This window comes from Brevibacillus sp. MS2.2 (genome assembly GCF_013284345.1).
Classification (GTDB): Bacteria; Bacillota; Bacilli; order Brevibacillales; family Brevibacillaceae; genus Brevibacillus; species Brevibacillus brevis_C.
This window is the reverse complement of sequence record NZ_JABSUZ010000016.1, coordinates 66,088-82,799: the sequence shown is the minus strand read 5'-3', so window position 1 is coordinate 82,799 and position 16,712 is coordinate 66,088. Positions and strand designations below refer to the sequence as shown.

General features: G+C 45.8%; 16 protein-coding genes. 11 read left to right on the top strand and 5 right to left on the bottom strand.

The genetic code is table 11. The features are described from left to right. Positions 1–38 precede the first annotated feature (38 nt). The 6 genes from HP568_RS16100 (at position 39) to HP568_RS16075 (ending at position 7,682) form a co-directional block, all read left to right on the top strand. Positions 39–2,756 (top strand): S-layer homology domain-containing protein, encoded by a 2,718-nt coding sequence (locus HP568_RS16100; protein ID WP_173629611.1) that lies wholly within the window; start codon positions 39–41, stop codon positions 2,754–2,756. A 99-nt stretch (positions 2,757–2,855) separates the two neighbouring features. Next, positions 2,856–3,020: a hypothetical protein gene (locus HP568_RS29825; RefSeq protein WP_254551271.1), complete on the top strand. Its 165-nt coding sequence runs from the start codon at positions 2,856–2,858 to the stop codon at positions 3,018–3,020. A gap of 342 nt (positions 3,021–3,362) precedes the next feature. After that, positions 3,363–3,986 (top strand): hypothetical protein, encoded by a 624-nt coding sequence (locus HP568_RS16090; RefSeq protein ID WP_048031627.1) that lies wholly within the window; start codon positions 3,363–3,365, stop codon positions 3,984–3,986. Between the two features lie 403 nt (positions 3,987–4,389). Then, the gene (locus tag HP568_RS16085; protein ID WP_173629610.1) at positions 4,390–4,974 is read left to right on the top strand and encodes a hypothetical protein; all 585 of its coding nucleotides are present in this window, start codon (positions 4,390–4,392) and stop codon (positions 4,972–4,974) included. A gap of 19 nt (positions 4,975–4,993) precedes the next feature. Next, on the top strand, positions 4,994–5,884 hold the full coding sequence (locus HP568_RS16080) for a nucleotidyl transferase AbiEii/AbiGii toxin family protein (RefSeq protein WP_173629609.1): 891 nt from the start codon (positions 4,994–4,996) through the stop codon (positions 5,882–5,884). A gap of 181 nt (positions 5,885–6,065) precedes the next feature. Further along, entirely contained in the window at positions 6,066–7,682 is a 1,617-nt protein-coding gene (locus HP568_RS16075) for a GMC family oxidoreductase (RefSeq protein WP_173629608.1), read from the top strand. Between the two features lie 139 nt (positions 7,683–7,821). Here HP568_RS16075 and HP568_RS16070 read toward each other — a convergent pair whose 3' ends face one another. Beyond that, positions 7,822–8,253 (bottom strand): DUF1259 domain-containing protein, encoded by a 432-nt coding sequence (locus HP568_RS16070; protein WP_173629607.1) that lies wholly within the window; start codon positions 8,251–8,253, stop codon positions 7,822–7,824. A gap of 52 nt (positions 8,254–8,305) precedes the next feature. Then, positions 8,306–8,731, bottom strand: a complete 426-nt coding sequence (locus tag HP568_RS16065; RefSeq protein WP_173629606.1) for a DUF1259 domain-containing protein — start codon at positions 8,729–8,731, stop codon at positions 8,306–8,308. Between the two features lie 239 nt (positions 8,732–8,970). On the opposite strand from HP568_RS16065, the gene HP568_RS16060 reads away from it, so the two are divergent. From HP568_RS16060 to HP568_RS16050, 3 genes are all read left to right on the top strand, one after another. Continuing rightward, positions 8,971–9,423, top strand: a complete 453-nt coding sequence (locus HP568_RS16060; RefSeq protein WP_007726053.1) for a Dps family protein — start codon at positions 8,971–8,973, stop codon at positions 9,421–9,423. Positions 9,424–9,614: 191 nt separating this feature from the next. Continuing rightward, positions 9,615–10,553 carry a type I pantothenate kinase gene (gene coaA / locus HP568_RS16055; RefSeq protein WP_235617632.1) on the top strand — a complete coding sequence of 313 codons (939 nt, stop codon included), beginning with the start codon at positions 9,615–9,617 and terminating at the stop codon, positions 10,551–10,553. Positions 10,554–10,577: 24 nt separating this feature from the next. After that, positions 10,578–11,030 carry a 2-thiouracil desulfurase family protein gene (locus HP568_RS16050; protein ID WP_173629605.1) on the top strand — a complete coding sequence of 151 codons (453 nt, stop codon included), beginning with the start codon at positions 10,578–10,580 and terminating at the stop codon, positions 11,028–11,030. A 33-nt stretch (positions 11,031–11,063) separates the two neighbouring features. Here the strand turns inward: HP568_RS16050 and HP568_RS16045 are convergent, their stop codons facing one another. Then, the gene (locus tag HP568_RS16045; RefSeq protein ID WP_173629604.1) at positions 11,064–12,587 is read right to left on the bottom strand and encodes a glycine betaine uptake BCCT transporter; all 1,524 of its coding nucleotides are present in this window, start codon (positions 12,585–12,587) and stop codon (positions 11,064–11,066) included. A gap of 94 nt (positions 12,588–12,681) precedes the next feature. Continuing rightward, positions 12,682–13,554, bottom strand: coding sequence for a LysR family transcriptional regulator (locus HP568_RS16040; protein ID WP_048031637.1), 873 nt, complete (start codon positions 13,552–13,554; stop codon positions 12,682–12,684). Positions 13,555–13,721: 167 nt separating this feature from the next. Between HP568_RS16040 and HP568_RS16035 the strand changes: the two genes are divergently transcribed. Both HP568_RS16035 and HP568_RS16030 read left to right on the top strand, forming a co-directional pair. Beyond that, complete coding sequence (locus HP568_RS16035) at positions 13,722–15,002, top strand: NCS2 family permease (protein WP_217366623.1); 1,281 nt, start codon at positions 13,722–13,724, stop codon at positions 15,000–15,002. 110 nt (positions 15,003–15,112) lie between these two features. Further along, entirely contained in the window at positions 15,113–15,502 is a 390-nt protein-coding gene (locus tag HP568_RS16030; protein ID WP_173629603.1) for a VOC family protein, read from the top strand. An 83-nt stretch (positions 15,503–15,585) separates the two neighbouring features. Here HP568_RS16030 and HP568_RS16025 read toward each other — a convergent pair whose 3' ends face one another. Next, the gene (locus tag HP568_RS16025; protein WP_048031640.1) at positions 15,586–16,656 is read right to left on the bottom strand and encodes a hypothetical protein; all 1,071 of its coding nucleotides are present in this window, start codon (positions 16,654–16,656) and stop codon (positions 15,586–15,588) included. Between the last annotated feature and the right edge of the window lie 56 nt (positions 16,657–16,712).

Sequence of the window (16,712 nt, the reverse complement as noted above, 5' to 3'; positions counted from 1 at the left end):
TTATGGTATACAGAAGACAGAGCAAGGAGATTGCGACAATGAAACGATTCATGGCAGCATTGCTAAGCGTTATGTTAATCCTAACGGCCCACCCTAATACGCTCCAAGCCAAAGGGGACGACACAACAACCGTATACGGAGAGCAATATACACGTATCGGGGAGGATTACCATATCCTGAACGATAATGTGCTACTCTCGAAAAAAGATGGAACTGTATGGACGTGGTACATCCACGACTATCCGCTTAGTTCTTCCGATCCCTTCTATAAAGCGAAGATGGTGCAAATTCCGGGCTTGCAGAATGTGAAGGAGATGACGGTAAGAAGGAAGACGGCCACCGGAAACCATGTTGGTAACTATGTGGCGCTCAAGAAAGACGGAACTGTGTGGTATTGGGACGCCGATCCTAGCGCCACCCTTGCAACTAGTCCTGCCAGTATTCCGCGACAGATCAAAGACTTGAAAAATGTAACATCACTAGACGCCCACTATAGCGGTTCCTACAAGGTCTTCTTCGTATTGAAATCAGATGGTTCTGTTTGGAGCTTGGGAAGTGAAGTAGGCACGACTAAGGGTGTCTCACCGATTCCAGTCCGAACAAAGCTGCTGGATGATGTCGCATCTATAGGAATGGCTAGAGGCTTCGGCTTCGCTGTCAAAAAAGACGGTTCAGTATGGAGATGGAATGCAAATTTGTATCTTCCGAATAACCGCTCTAAAAACAAAAGTCCAGAGAAGATGAACGGATTTGATAATATCGTCAAGATAGAGCCAGGCATGTCTACCAGCTATGCCTATAAGAAGGATGGCAATGTCTTGTCTTGGTCAACAACTGACGCTAAAAAGTTTCCCTTGTATTTACATGCTGCAAAAGACGCGCGAACGATGGTTCATTTCAACTCCATTCGTGATCGGAAAATCGACGAAGCTTATGCCTTCCGAGAGGACGATCAGCTTTGGTCTGTGGAAAACAATAAAGTTTTCCCAGAGCTTACGGAAATCGCTTCTATCCACCATAGGGACTTTTCTTCCAAAGAAAGATTTTACTATGTATTAAAAAAGGACCAGACTTTGTGGGCATGGGCAGATGCAATTGCCTTACCGAAGCTGGTTGTTTTCACGGAAGAAACGGTAGCTCGTAATCGCCCTGGGACAGCAGCTAAACCGACTGGCGATCGTTCTGGGATAACAGACAAACCAACTAGCACTCGCCCTGGGACAGCAGCCCAGGCTGTGATACGAACTTCGCCGGAAATCAGTCTCTATCCGTATATCACGATGCTGCAACCTGGCGGAAAACAGTCAATTATGGTAAATAATTTGCTTCCCGGGGCAAAAATGACGTACACCATTGACGATCCGAGCATAGGAACCTTATCGAATGTGAATGGCACACAGGTCGTAAAAGCGAACAAACCCGGGCAGACCATTGTACGGGCTACTGCAAGCAGAGCAGGTTATCCGGACGTGACCGCTTACTTTTTGTTGTACGTCGTCGATAGCAACATGCTGTCCGAGACGTATTACACTGCCGTCCGATCTGTTCCTGTTGCTGACAGTCAGCGTCCGTTTATTGTGGAGGGACTGACCCAAGCAGGAGAGCTTGTTATTACAGCAGCAAGCAGCGAAAAGCCGGAGCTTGTTAATGGCCAATTCGTCATCACTCCCGAGTTGGTTGATCGCGTAGCTGACAATGCACGAAAGACTAAGACTGCGGTAGAACAGACGCTGTCGGATAACAAGATTGTTCTTGCGAGAGAGTTAGTCGTGAATGGGGAAATTTTGTCTTCGCCTGATCAAAATGGTTATACATTCAAGCTGGACAAGAATAGCTTCATTAATCGTAAGGATGTCGACTATCTTACCCTGCGTGCGGGGGATGCAAAGCTGGTGGTTAATTTTGCGACCGTAAATCAACTGTTCCATTCGTTCCCCGTTATCGTTATTCGCCTGGTAGAAAGCAGTAACGGCAAATATCATGTGCAATTTTTAGATGAACATGGCCAGGAGCTTTCGAACGTATCTAGCAACATCCGGCTCATTCTGCCTGCCAATCAGGCGGACGCGACCCATAATAGCGTGTTCTATACGAATGGGAAAATAACGCAGCCGATCGGAGGAAAGTTCAATCCGTACAATAACGGCATGGAAGCCGAAATAAACCGTTCTGGAACGTATTTCTTGGACGATAATACCAAAACGTTCCCTGATGTTGACAATCGGGATCCTGAGCTACAGCAAGCCGTACAGTTTCTGGGATCGAAAGGAATCGTAACCGGGAAAGAAGATGGCAGCTTTGAGCCCGATTCACCGCTTACCCGTGCAGAGTTTACGGCGATGCTTGTAAGAGCTTTTTACGCTTTGGACGAAACGGCGACGGAGAGCTTTTCAGACGTGAATCCGCCGCAATGGCATGTTCCCTTTATCGCTTCATCCGAAAAAAAGGATATCGTCAAAGGTTATCCAGATGGTACATTTAGGCCGGACCATACGATATCCCGGGAAGAAATGGCTGCGATCGGCGCGAGAGCATTGCATGAAAAGAAAAATTATTATTACCCTGCGAATACGGAGGACTATCTGAGTCAATTCACTGACCAACAAACGATTTCCGATTGGGCGAAACCAACGATGGCTTTGGCTGTGAAACAGCGTTTGATCGATATTCCTGCTGATAAACAGATTAGAGCTGGCGAGGCTGTTACTCGCGGGGAAGCTGCCCGCATGCTATATCGACTATATTTGCAGCTTTGATACTGTTAATAACGAGATAAACTTTCCAAAGCTCATTTCAACCTGACTATAGGGAGGAATGAGCTTTTTAAAATAATGGAGAACGGGAGAAGTGAGAGCATGGACTTTGATATTGAAGAGATCCGCGATTATTATGACTCTGAATTACAGGCCTACGATTACATTAAAATAGTCAGTCTGGGCATAAGCCATAATAATGCTGACTTTATGATTAGTATTGGAGTACCGGCGGAATTTGATGACTTCGTATTCTTTATGTGTTGAATAAAAGTTTGGAAACATTTTTCTTGTTTCATCTAATTAAGAACGAAGTGGCAATGAAGATGAGAGAACAAGGTGAATTTACTTCATAATAAATATGCGTGTGAGCTGCGTAGGCTATTTGAACAAATCGATCCTGCACCAATGAAGGATGCTGAAAGTTACTGGTCACATCTGGTAGAAGATTATGAAACTGGGTTATGAAACAGTGCGAATGGTCTAGGGTGATTTCATAGAAACTAGTTTGACAGCCATTTACATATAGTTGTATATTAAACTACCAAATGTACCCCCTATATACATAAACAATTCTTCTATCAAAACTCCACGAGGAGGAATGACACGATGGAAATGTCTATCACAAGAGGACTCTCAGAATTAAAATTACTCGATAAAAGAATTCAAAAAGGCATCAATGAAACGACTTTTATGACTTCGGCAATTGGGCATAAACCAGTGTCTGGCTATACATCCACTGAGCTATATGAGGAAACGACAGAGCGCAACTACCAATCAGTCGTTGATTTAATAAAAAGAAGACAAAAAATTAAGTCCCTGATCGTCGAGTCCAACGCAAAGACGATGGTAACGATTAGCGGCAAGAGCATGACAGTCGCCGAAGCAATCGAGCGAAAAACGTCCATTCAATATGAGAAATCACTGCTGGAAAAAATGAGAAGAGATTACAACCACGCTGTTACGCAGGTAGAATCAAAAAATGAAGAAGTACAGATGCGATTAGAAAAGCTGCTCGAAGCGAACTTTGGCAAAGACTCCAAGGTGAAGGATACGGAAATGGAGGCAATCTCCAAACCGTTTAAAGAGCAAAATGAAGCGAAGCTCGTAGATCCATTGAAATTGAAAGAGAAAATGGATACGCTTAGTAAAGAAATTGACGAGTTTGAGTGTGAAGTCGATTTTATTTTAAGCGAATCCAATACGATTACCAAAATTAATCTTGTGGATTAATAGTGTGATTTGCTAATCATTTGAATAGCTGATAAACGAGAGTCCCTTGCCTAGTGGGTTAACCAGGCCATCCTAAAACTATTTGGTAAATATGAGGATGAAAGCTCAAAGATGAGAGCTCAGCTTTCAAATCTTACGTATCAAAGCTCTTTAGGCTCAAAGCTCAGAACTTAGGCTTTAAGACTCGATGAAATCTTGGGGCATTGGTCCATAAAAGTACACTCTCTGGACTTTTCAGCAACCACCAAGCTAAATGGTTAGCAATTAGCACTCATACAAAGTAGAGATAGGTTGAAGAAATAATTTTCAACGTACCTCTACTTTTTTTATTTGATGAAAAGCCAATAGGTGATAGGATTCAGGTATAATATGACAAGGAAAGAAATGGTTAGGGAGTGTGGCAATGGAATTTGAATTTCACATTACACTTAATGATATGAGTTTGGATGAAAAAGAAGCGTTTATCGATATTTGCAAGGCGGAACAAGTGAAACCGGTCATGATCGTCTTGTATCAGGGAAATTACATCAATCAACCGATGATAACAGGAGTAATCCAACGCCCAGATTTTCATGAAGCCAATAAAGAGATGGAAAAGATTGCGGCTACGTTTCAAAACAACGGTTTTAGCATCGTCCGAAAAAAAGTAGAGATTTCTCCAAAGGAAGAAAAGTTCTTTTACCAGCCCATCCTAAAAAACTCGAAGCCTTACTTCGAATGGCATGGCAAAGTAGCGGTCGATGATGTCGCCGCATTACGAAATTTATGTGAAGGTCATGGCGGGCATATTTCGAGAAACTCTTTGAATGCGAATGGAAAAGTGAGATTTATTACCGTCCGAGAATATGAGAGTCCAAAACAGTTTTACGATCGAGTAGAAATGATACATATCATTTTGCAAGCAAATCAGATCGAGCTAATCAAAGAACAATATGAACTATGTATTTATGACAGCCGCGAAGAACTGGACAGCGGCTGGATTTCCTAATTTGTAGAGGGGGCTCATGATGATTACGTATGAGGATGTAGCAGAGTTGGAATATGAGGCGAGAGAGCTCGTTGTTTTGGAAGCACTATTGAGAAGAATTGCTCTAGTGAATATGCCCTTTGTATTAAAAGGTAGCCTTCTAACCAGACAATATTTGGACAACCGAGAGATTCGGGACGCGGATGATATCGACTTATTGTATGCGGGGAAAATCAGGGACGTCGAACATGCACATGAAGTATTTACACAATGGATGATCCAAGTAACGGAAATGGATCTAAACGACGGCGTGGTGTTTAGAAGTTTTCGAAAAAATGCCTTTTGGAGATATATCGATTACGCAATGGCAGATGATTTTCCGACAATCAATACGGATATTGCCTATTATTTCACAGGTCAAACAAGGGAAGCGAATGACTATAACGAGCTGAATCTGGATATTTCGTTTAACTTGGAAATGGATGCAGACCCGGTTCCGCTAGAGTACCAACCTGTCTTTGGGGAAAGCTTTTTGGTTCCGTACACGGTACCTCTGTCCATCCAGGTTGCTTGGAAGCTGCATCAAACGATTGTCAGACCGAGGTTTAAAGACTTGTACGATTTGAAATTTTTACTCTCTCACCCGTCCTTTGACAACGATGCGCTCAAGGAAACATTACAGGCGCTCGTGAACGAATGCAGTATCGATCCGTCTATTAAAAAGGCGGATATGAAAAAGGTGCTGGTTGATGATTTACATCACATATACGATTCATTATCCTACGATTACGACTTGAGAAAATATGCGGGCAGCATGGATCGTGGCCTCTATTTTACGCAGTTTGTCAGTGATTTGCGTAAAAAGATGGATTTTGCCGGGATTAATGGGTATGCGTTTGAAAGTTTGCCGAGCCCGACACCGAAAAAATGATAACAGCATAGTAAGTGAAGTAGGCTTGTTCCGTCTGTCGTGGTAGACGGAATGAGCTTTTTTTATAACATTCACCATCATCATTCATGAATAATACCCTACATTAACCCAATTTCTTTCGAACACAGGTGTCTTACGAGTCAATGGGATGATCCAAACTGTACATGTAGGGGAGTAGCGAATGAGCGAAAGCAAACAAAAAGATGGGAAGATCATTTTTGATTACATTGTTGTAGGCACTGGTCCAGCAGGTTCTGTTATTGCAAAGAAACTAACGGACGATAAAAAAACATCCGTCCTCGTATTAGAAGCAGGAGAAAATAATGATAGGGACACGCCAATTAGCAACTCAACGTTTGCCTTAGAACTGGAGGAGCTGTATCTTCCTCAATATTTTTGGCAAGGAGAAGGAGTACCTCAGGAAAAAGTAAATGAACGAAGTTTTGAATGGACGACGGGGCGATTATTGGGTGGAGGCACTTCTATTAACACACAGCAGTATGTAAGACCTACGACAGCAGTTTTTCAACAATGGGAGAAGCTGCTGGGACCTCTTTGGTCACCAAAGAATGCAACTCGCAGATTCCGAACAATGGAAAATTACAATGGAAAAACAAACAATAAAGAGGTTCATGGTTATAAGGGATTGATCGACATTCGGCAAGCACCTGAAAATCCAACACCCATGTCCAAAAAGTTAGTGTCGGCCATTGAGAAAGCAACGGGATTTCGAAAAATTCTCGATTACAATGACCCGAAAACTCCCCTTGGACCCTTTACCCGTTGGCAATTATTTCAGCAGCCCAATGGACGGCGTGAAAGTGCCTCCACCGCTTTTCTATCATCAGATATCATGACTACTGCTGGTCAAGGAGTCAATGGTCGAAAGCTGCAAGTTTTCTTTAAATCAACAGCTCTTCGGGTATTATTTAAAAATAAGCGAGCAATTGGCGTAGAATTTCTCAAAGAGGGTAAACGCGTGAGAGCCTACTCACGGAAAAAAGTAATCATCTCAGCAGGCATCAATAGCTCTCAGCTTTTAATGCTTTCCGGAATCGGTCCCGCCAAAATGCTTAAGGACGCAGGAATCCCTGTTGTTTTCGCCAACCCCCACGTAGGCAAAGGCCTTAGAAACCACACGCTCAACTTTGCTGAGTTTAGTGCCAATCCGAAAGATAACCCATTGCCTGATGATGATCCCAATGCGCTTTTTACAGGTGGGGCCTTCTTGCCAGATCCCACCCCAGGCTCAAACAAAGCTCGTCGTGCAGTCCAACTAATTGGAATCGGCTCAAAAGGGAAACTGATAATAGCTATCCTTTTCCTAAAACCAAAAAGCCGTGGTTCCATAAAAATACAAAGCAATGATCCGTTGAAAATTGTGCTGGCTGATGAAGGATATCTCCATAATCCCGCAGATCTTGAAGCCGTTAAAAACTGTTACAAGGTATATATCAAGAAGATTGCCGCACAATTAACCGCGATCGATCGATCATACCGGCTTATTTCTCCAACGCTAGACATCATCAATAATAATCGCAAGCTTGAAGAGTTCATCAAAAATAATTTTGACCATAATCATCATGAACAAGGTGCGCTTCGCATGGCGCCTCTTAGCAAGGCGGGAGTGGTGGATAGCTATGGTCAAGTCCACGGAGTAAAAGACTTAATTGTTGCTGATGATTCGATTATTCCATTTACGGTGGATGGCAACACGTCTGCACCAGCCTACCTTATTGGAAATACAATTGCACAGCAGCTCTTGAAACAAAACTCGCGACATAATAAGAAAAGGTAAAAGTAGTAATGAAAATGGTAATATCCCGTGAATCCGCAATTGTACGGAAATTCAAGGGATACTGTTTGAAGCTGAGCGGCAGCCTAGGACGATATTACCACGTCATACTGCCGCCGTTTTCTGTTATCAATACCAATGATTAGCCCAAAAAAGCAATAGAACGCTTCACTTTCCTGGCGAATGCAATGGGATTATCAATCGACTCCCAATGAATATACATAAGACGCGGGTTGTCAAAGAGCCAGTGATTATGGACTGCTGTTACCTTTATCCCGTTTTTACGAAGGTTTGACAGCAAACGGTTTACTTGGTTTTGGAAGAGAGCCGTTTCCCCTAAACATAGTGCACGTCCCGAACTGTTCAAGGATTCGAATGAGAACAATTGATAGCGGACCAATGGGGATGTCGTTTTTCTGCCTAATATGGACGCATTGAATATTCTATTTCTGGAGACGAAACAAACGGGACCTCTTGTAATTTCATGCTCTGTTCCACCTAAAATGGCTGAAAATCGGTTACACAGTCTTCTAAACTGGGGACTTGCCTTTGCTTTTGCCTTTACTTTGCCCATATCCGTCATCCTTTCGATTATGATGAAATGAAAACTTCATGGCTCCACCATGTTATCCCAGGAATGCGATGGACTCTTTGGTTTTCCTGGCGAATACGATAGGATTCTCTATCGCTTCCCAATGCATATACATTAAGCGCGGGTTTTCTTTTAGCCAGTGGTTGTGAAGTGCCGTCACTTTAATCCCACGTTTGCGGAGATTCGACATCAAACGGTTCACCTGATTTTGGTGAACGGCAGTCTCGCCCAAACAAAGGGCACGACCCGACTTATCAAGGGATTCAAACGAAAACATTTGAGCGCGAACTAAAGGGGAAAGCGTTCGTCTTCCCAAGATTGTTTCTCGAAGATTTGCAAGCCGCATGACAAAACAAACCGGCCCATTTTCAACTTCCGACTCGCCCCCTAATATTCTTCCAAATCGGTCACAGAGCCTTTTAAATTGGGGGCTAACCTTCGTTTTCGCTTTATGCGCCATAGTAATCCTCCTTTTGTCAATCTAGAAATATCTTATGAATGACAGTAAAAAGGGAAATGAGTAAATAGTGGTTTTTTCACATGAAAAAGACACAGATTTCACTCTAGTTTAGTAGCGTTAGATGCGCTCTGTTTCGTCCGGCCCGTAGAAAAGATGGACTGACGTGAAAAGAATAGGAACGCCCGATTCACCACATACTACAAACGCTATATCTATACCATGAGAGGTGGAGCGTCCGGATGAGTATGACAATGAGTCGGCCCGTGACCGACGTACTTAATAAACAGGTTGCCAACTGGTCTGTGCTGTATATGAAGCTGCATCATTATCACTGGTTTGTCAAAGGCCCGAATTTTTTTACCCTGCATGAAAAATTTGAGGAGCTATACAACGAGGCAGCCAAAAATGTAGATGAGCTGGCAGAGCGGCTGTTAACGGTTGGAGGTAAGCCTGTTTCGACGTTAAAGGCCTGTATGGAGCAGGCTTCTATTAAGGAAGCGACAGGTGGAGAATCTGCGGATCAGATGGTAGAGGCAGTCGTGAGCGATTTTACACTCCTGATCAAAGAGCTCAAAGAAGGGATTACAGCCGCGGAAGCAGGGGACGATGAAGCGACTGGCGATATGTTCTTGGGGATCATGGACAGCTTGCAAAAGCATGTGTGGATGCTGCAAGCTCACTTGGGAAAATAACGAGAAATTCTTTTGCAAGCAAAGCTGATGCCATGGGGTGTCGGCTTTTTTCCTATGTACTCATGAAGGCAAAGTGCAGAGCTGGTCTGATTTGGGGCAACGCCCTTGTTCCCAAGAAAGACATGCTGGTGTAAACTAACCTTGTGTGAAATAAAGAAAGCACTTTCATGATGGAAAGGATGTACATTCCCATGGCATCACCCTATGCTACATTTAATCGCGAGCAGTGGAGTGCTCTGCGGGCTTCCACGCCGTTGACCATATCTGATAACGAGCTTTCCCTTTTGCAGGGCTTGAACGAGAAAATGTCCATGACCGAAGTCTCTGACATTTACCTCCCGTTGTCCCGTCTGCTGAATTTGTATGTCGGAGGCACGCAGGAGCTGTACCAGGCAACTCACACTTTTTTAGGGAACCAGGATGGCAAGGTTCCATTCATTATCGGAATCGCAGGTAGTGTGGCTGTAGGCAAAAGCACAACGGCTCGCATTTTGCAGACGCTGTTGTCCCGCTGGCCGAATCATCCGAAGGTCGATTTGGTAACGACAGATGGATTCCTGTATCCGAACAAGGTTCTAGAAGACAGAGGAATCATGAAGCGCAAGGGATTCCCCGAGAGCTATGACTTGCGCCGTTTTATCAATTTTTTATCCGATGTAAAATCGGGCTTGCCTGAAGTGAAAGCGCCAGTTTATTCCCATCTTGTGTATGACATCGTACCAGATGAATGGCAGACCGTCAGACAGCCTGACATTTTGATTGTCGAAGGCTTGAATGTGCTGCAACCACCTAGAGGTGACGACAATGATGCTCGTATTTCCGAGGTGATTGTTTCCGATTTCTTTGACTTCACGATCTACGTGCATGCGGAAGAGAAGCACATCCTGCAATGGTATGTAGAGCGGTTCAAGCTGCTGCGCCAGACCGCGTTCTCCGATCCATCCTCGTATTTCAAGCGATATGCGAGTCTGTCTGACGAGGAGGCGACTGAGGTAGCCACGGGTATCTGGACGGAGATCAACGGAGCTAACCTGCGCCAAAACATATTGCCGACGCGTGTTCGCGCACAATTGATTTTGGACAAAGGGCAGGATCATATGATACAAAGCGTGAAGCTGCGCAAGCTGTAGATAAAAAGGTGGGGGACGGTTGTCATGAAAGTGATTAGTGCCTGTTTGATCGGCTGTGAATGCCGTTACGATCAGAAGTCATGCTTGGACCAAGAGCTGGAGCAATTGCTCCGGGAAGGAAAGGCTATCCCCGTCTGTCCTGAACAGCTGGGAGGTTTGCCAACACCACGACCGCCAGCAGAAATCATCGGGGGGACGGGAGAAGATGTTTTGGATGGCAAAGCACGCATCATAGACAACACAGGCCAAGACGTCACCGAAGAATTTTTGATGGGGGCGAACCAAGCGCTGAAGCTGGCGAAAACGGTTGGAGCCACATCTGCCATTTTAAAAGAAAACAGCCCGTCCTGTGGAAGCTCCTTTGTTTACGATGGCAGCTTTTCCGGGAAAAAAGTGCCGGGTGTCGGGCTGACGGCGGCGCTGTTTCGCAGAAACGGGATTGAGGTAACATCTGAGTCTATAGTATCCAAGGAATAACAAGGGGGGACGCGATGGATAGCGTCCCTCTTTTTACAACTCCTTCAACAACCTCTCCAGCTTCTTCTGTTGATCCTTCCGTTTCTTTTTCGCGATCCGGTCTTCTTCTTGCAGGGCCTTGACAAGAGAGAAGCACATCAGGACCATGATGACGGTAAAAGGCAGCGCTGCCACAATGGAGGCTGTCTGTAGGCCTTCTAAGCCGCCGCTTAACAAGAGAACGATTGCGATTGCGGATTGGAGGATGCCCCACGTGATTTTTACCCGATTTGACGGGTCCAGATTGCCATCAGAAGACAGCATGCCAAGCACGAAAATAGCTGAATCTGCCGATGTGATAAAAAACGTGATGATCAACAGAATCGCAACGACAGCGAGAATGTACCCCATGGGCAACTGCTCCAGTGCGAGGAACAATGCAGTCGAGATGTCACGTTGCACCGCTGCCCCTATAGCCGCTTGATCAAAAATCTCGAGGTGAAGCGCTGTCCCGCCAAACACCGAAAACCAAATAAAGCTCAACAAACTCGGTACGAGCATCACGCAAATGACGAATTCCTTGATCGTGCGACCTTTGGAGACGCGTGCGATAAACATGCCGACGAACGGCGCCCAGGCAATCCACCACGACCAGTAAAACAGTGTCCAGTTAGCTACCCATGTGCCTTGTGTAAACGGGGTCAGCCGCAAGCTCATCGAGATGAGATTGTTCAAATAACTCCCCAGTGTACTGGTGAAGGCGTCAAATATAAACGAGGTTGGTCCCAATGTGAGCGTCAGCAGGAGGAGCAACAAGGCCAAAACCAGATTCGTATTGCTCAAATACTTGATTCCCCGATCCAGTCCAGTCGTAGCCGAGAGTAAAAATAGGACCGTAATAATGGAAATGATCACGATTTGCACGGTGGTGTTGGTCGGCAATCCAAAGAGGTGAGACAAGCCTCCGTTTATTTGTAGAGTTCCAAGACCAAGTGAGGTTGCGACACCGAATGCCGTGGCGATGACAGCTAGAATATCAATCCCTTTTCCAAGCGGTCCGTGTATGCGTTCACCGAGCAGCGGGCCAAAGGTGGAGGAGATCAAGCCCTTTGTTCCTTTGCGAAATTGAAAATACGCGAGAGCGAGAGCGATGAGAGCGTAGATCCCCCAAGGATGTAGACCCCAGTGAAAAAATGCATACCGCAGAGCAGTTTGTGCGGCTTCGGTCGTTTGTCCAGTCACGCCTGCTGGCGGAGAGAAGTAATGAGAGACGGGCTCCGCCACTCCCCAAAAGACAAGACCAATCCCCATCCCGGCAGAAAACAACATAGCAAACCAGGTAGGCAGTGAATACTCCGGCTCGTCATCGTCGCTCCCCAAGGGGATTTGTCCGTATCTGCTAAAGGCAAGGAAGATGCAGAAGATCAGAAAACCGAAAGTTACGATTAAATAAAACCAGCCAAAATTCGTCGTGGTCACTTTTAGTACTTGGGAAGCCGCTGAGGCGAAAAGCTCAGGAGAAATCGCGCCGAACAGCACAATGACAAATACAATGACCAAGGATATCAGGAAAGTCATCTCTATCCTCCCGGGAATCTACAAGAAATGGTAATAGTTTATCATCCCGCGGGATTTCCAAGATTATTCCGGATGTGACCGCCCTTAAATGGAGTTACGATGAAAACGTCTCGATAAACCGATTCGCTGCTTTGGACAGATGACGTCCAGACTGCCAAACGACAGCAGCGGAAGAATAAATGGAAGTCCCGGAGAGTCGAATCCCGCGAATTTGTTCGCTCTGATGAGTCTCCCATGCCGAGATGGGGACGATAGAAGAACCGACCGAGGAGGCGACCATGCTGACAATGAGAGAGATGTCCGGGCACTCGCAGATGACGTGCGGTTCCACACCTAGACGGGAGAATTCCTTGATAATCAAGTCGTAGATGCCCAATCCTGGCGTGCTCGGCATGATGAGCGGAAGCTCCGCGATCTCGCGCATTTCGATTTCCTTGCGATCGGCATAGGGGGAGGTGGCAGGAACGATGAGCACAAAATCCTCTTCCTCCAACGGAATCATGGTGCAGTTGTTCAACGAGTGGGGAAGGCGTACGATAGCGACTTCTATGGTTCTGCGCTCCAGCCACTGATTGAGGAGCTGCGTATCGCCTTTCCAGATTTTATACGTAATGAGCGGATACTTTTGCTGAAACACACGAATTTGTTCTGGCAGGCGATAGGCCGACAGTGCACTGACACCGATGGACAGCGTCCCACGAATGCCTTCGCCTGTTTCTTTGACCTCGGAGAGAGCTTCCTCCATTTGATGAACGATATTGAGTGCCTGTTTATAGAGAGTGACGCCTGCTTCCGTCAGGACCATTTGTTTTCCGGAGCGCTCAATGAGCATGATCCCGAGCTCCTCCTCCATTTGCTTCAGTTGCTGACTCAACGGCGGCTGAGCCATGTTCAGCCTTTTAGCCGCCCCCGTTATTTGACCTTCCTCTGCTATGGCGATAAAGTAACGCAGTTGCCGAATATCCACACACAATGCCTTCTTTCCTTACGAGAATAGTTCCATATGAAAACGATATGAAAATTAGATTATATGGATATTTTTCATATTGATGAAGCTATGATAGCATGTTTCCTGTGAATCTTCACTTCATGGAAAAGACATAAAAGAAAGAAGGGAAATCCGTGCGTACGTGGATGGAAAAGCTATTTCACTTGCGCGCTTACGACACGACGTTTCAAAGGGAACTCATCGCCGGATTTATTGGCTTTGTCACCATTGTCTACATTGTTGCCGTAAACGCTTCGATTTTAAATGATGCTGGAATACCGATGGAAGCAGGCATTCTGGCGACTGTATTGACGGCATTTATCGGGTCACTTCTTATGGCCTTTTGGGCAAATGCTCCGATTATTCTGGTTCCCGGCATGGGGATCAACGCCCTGTTTACGTTCACGTTATGCCAATCGATGGGCCTCACTTGGCAGGAAGCGTTGGCTGCTGTTTTTGTTTCGGGTCTGATCTTTACTGTGATTGCCTTTACCAAGGCCGCGACGATATTGTCCAATGCGATTCCCGCTTCGCTAAAAGAAGCGATTACCGTAGGGATTGGGTTGTTCTTGACCTTCATCGGTCTGCAAAAGGGCGGGTTGATCGTCATGAATCCGTCTACATTTGTCGCGCTGGGTGACTTGTCCAGCCCGCATGTGATCGTCACGCTGATTACTTTGATTGTTACGTTGATTTTGTTTGTTCGCAATGTGCCGGGCAACTTCTTGATCGGAATTGCGATTGGTACAGGACTTGGCTTTTTGTTCGGGATTGTCGAGCCAGGAGGGGGAGGAACGTTTTCGTTCGCGGATTACGGAAGTGTTTTTGCGGGTCTTTCCTTTTCTGCCATTTGGGCGTTGCCATTTTGGATCGCGACCTTCTCATTGGCGATGGTCATCGTCTTTGAAAATATTGGCTTGATTCATGGACATACCTCGATGCTTGGACAGCCGCAGAAGTTCGGCCGCTCGCTGCAAGCGAACGCGTTGTCGGCTGCCATTTCTGGCATTTTGGGAACGAGTCCGACAGTTTCAACGGTGGAGACCGCGGCAGGAATCGCAGCAGGAGGACGGACGGGATTGACCGCACTTGTAACAGGCACCTTGTTCCTGCTCTCGCTCGGTTTGCTTCCTGTCATCAAAATGATTCCGGATGGAGCCATTGCTCCGGTGCTTATCATCATTGGCGCACTGATGCTGCAAAACGTACAGAATATCAATCTGAAGGACTTCTCGGAAGGCTTCCCGGCCTTTTTGATCATCGCGATTATCCCGCTGTCCTACAGCATTGTAGATGGAATTGCGTTTGGATTCGTGGCGTATCCGCTCATGAAGCTGGCATTGGGCAAACGTCGCGAAGTGCCTGCGCTGATGTACGTCATCGCGGGATTGTTCTTGCTGAATCTGATGCTGCCGATTTTCGCATAACGAGTAGTCTTCCCTCGGCTTGGGTCGGGGGTTTTTTGTTCTGTTCTCTAGAAAGTGGCGCAAGGATTGTGAAATAATGGATGGAAAGTCGAAGGACAGGAGGCTTTTCCATGATCCATGAGATGACGTTTCAATTGCGTACTTCAAATTTCGCCAAAGGACAAGCCTGGTACCAGAGCTTCCTACAGAGAGAGCCGGATTTTGTTCCGCATGAAGGTTTTGCTGAATGGGAAGTCTTGCCTGGGTGTTGGTTGCAGTTGGCAGAGGGGACACCAGCGGAAGGAAGCGGTCCCGTGCGTTTTGCTGTGGTCGATATCGAGATGGAAAGAGAAAGACTGATCCACGAGCTGCAAATCGAGCGGTTTGAGATTTTTCAACGGGAAGAGGTCCCGGTCAAGTGGGGGACGTTTGCCGATCCATGGGGGAATCGTCTGGGGTTGTTCGAGTACCTGGATGCGGTTGAAAAAGAGGAGAAGCAAAAAAGACTTGCAAAGCTGTAGTCGGAAAACCTCAATAACAACGAAAAAAGTCCCTTTGCCAATGAGAGTGGCAAAGGGATTATTTGTGGAGAGATGCTTAAGAATTATCGATTTACCAGCGTAAACGCTTGTTTTACTTGGTCAAGAGACATCATCAGAGGGATGAATTTCTTTCCTTCTTTGCTTGCTGGATCAAATACCGAGTCTTGAGGCAAGCTTGCTACATATACCGTGTTGGTTGCTTGGTTACGTGCAATTTCAGTGCCGACTGGCGGCTCGTCCGGGTTGTTCAGTTTTTTCCAGTCATTCAGATCAAACGCAGTGATAACCACAACAGGTGTACGATCTTCCGCTTTGTCAGCATTGAAGATGAAGCGGGTTACACTCTTAGCTTCTGGCAAGTATTCGTCTGCATTTGGTCCGGTTTTTTCCTCAACAAGGATGTTGCCGTTCCAAGATTTTGGACCTTTAAAAGCAAAGGCAGAGTCTTGGCTTTTGAACGTATCATGATAGACTTCGAGTGGTTTTACGGCTGGTTCGAAGTTGGCACTCATCAATTCCCATTTGGTTTGGTTCCACTTCCATTTGGATTTGAGGTAGCCGCGAACATCTGCATTGTAATCACCAGTCAGACGCTCTGTGCCTTCCAGTACGTAGAGACCATTTTTGTTTAGATCGATTGGCTTCAGTTCCACGAAGTCCGCTCCGACTACACCTGCTTTGTTTTTATCCAGACCTGGCAGGCTGAGCTCTTTCGCTTTTCCATCCTTGATGGTGTAGATGTGATTGGTTGTGTAGCCACCGCTTCCGCCAGTGCTTGCAGTAACCATGATCTCGCCTTTTTTATCGTAAGTGAAATCTTGAACGGAGAGCTTCGGCTCGTAGCCGTCGTCCTTCACGTCGATGTTAAAAGATTTCTTCGTTTTGCCATCTGTTACTTTGATAGTGAGATCCTTAACGTATGGGCTGTTTTTCTCTTTTTTCCCGTACAGAACGACTGTGTCTGCGGCCTTGTCACCCGTTACGTCTGCTGTTTTTTTCGTAATCTCTTGCAAGCCTTTTGTTGTAGCAGTTGTGTTGCTTGCATCTGCTGTAATGGCATACCCACCAGTGAAAAGTACGGAAGTAAGTACTGTTCCTGTTACGAGTTTGTTCAAGTGTTTCATGTGTTTCATGTGATGAATCTCCTCCCCAGTCTTGTTGACTGATCATGATGAAATGTGTAGTGTGC

Coding starts and splice junctions, on each gene's coding strand:
- HP568_RS16050 (WP_173629605.1), top strand. CDS start 10,578: ATGAAAGTGATTAGTGCCTGTTTGATCGGCTGTGAATGCCGTTACGAT.
- HP568_RS16045 (WP_173629604.1), bottom strand. CDS start 12,587: ATGACTTTCCTGATATCCTTGGTCATTGTATTTGTCATTGTGCTGTTC.
- HP568_RS16070 (WP_173629607.1), bottom strand. CDS start 8,253: ATGGGCAAAGTAAAGGCAAAAGCAAAGGCAAGTCCCCAGTTTAGAAGA.
- coaA (WP_235617632.1), top strand. CDS start 9,615: ATGGCATCACCCTATGCTACATTTAATCGCGAGCAGTGGAGTGCTCTG.
- HP568_RS16035 (WP_217366623.1), top strand. CDS start 13,722: ATGGAAAAGCTATTTCACTTGCGCGCTTACGACACGACGTTTCAAAGG.
- HP568_RS16030 (WP_173629603.1), top strand. CDS start 15,113: ATGATCCATGAGATGACGTTTCAATTGCGTACTTCAAATTTCGCCAAA.
- HP568_RS16065 (WP_173629606.1), bottom strand. CDS start 8,731: ATGGCGCATAAAGCGAAAACGAAGGTTAGCCCCCAATTTAAAAGGCTC.
- HP568_RS16060 (WP_007726053.1), top strand. CDS start 8,971: ATGAGTATGACAATGAGTCGGCCCGTGACCGACGTACTTAATAAACAG.
- HP568_RS29825 (WP_254551271.1), top strand. CDS start 2,856: ATGGACTTTGATATTGAAGAGATCCGCGATTATTATGACTCTGAATTA.
- HP568_RS16100 (WP_173629611.1), top strand. CDS start 39: ATGAAACGATTCATGGCAGCATTGCTAAGCGTTATGTTAATCCTAACG.
- HP568_RS16090 (WP_048031627.1), top strand. CDS start 3,363: ATGGAAATGTCTATCACAAGAGGACTCTCAGAATTAAAATTACTCGAT.
- HP568_RS16080 (WP_173629609.1), top strand. CDS start 4,994: ATGATTACGTATGAGGATGTAGCAGAGTTGGAATATGAGGCGAGAGAG.
- HP568_RS16085 (WP_173629610.1), top strand. CDS start 4,390: ATGGAATTTGAATTTCACATTACACTTAATGATATGAGTTTGGATGAA.
- HP568_RS16075 (WP_173629608.1), top strand. CDS start 6,066: ATGAGCGAAAGCAAACAAAAAGATGGGAAGATCATTTTTGATTACATT.
- HP568_RS16025 (WP_048031640.1), bottom strand. CDS start 16,656: ATGAAACACATGAAACACTTGAACAAACTCGTAACAGGAACAGTACTT.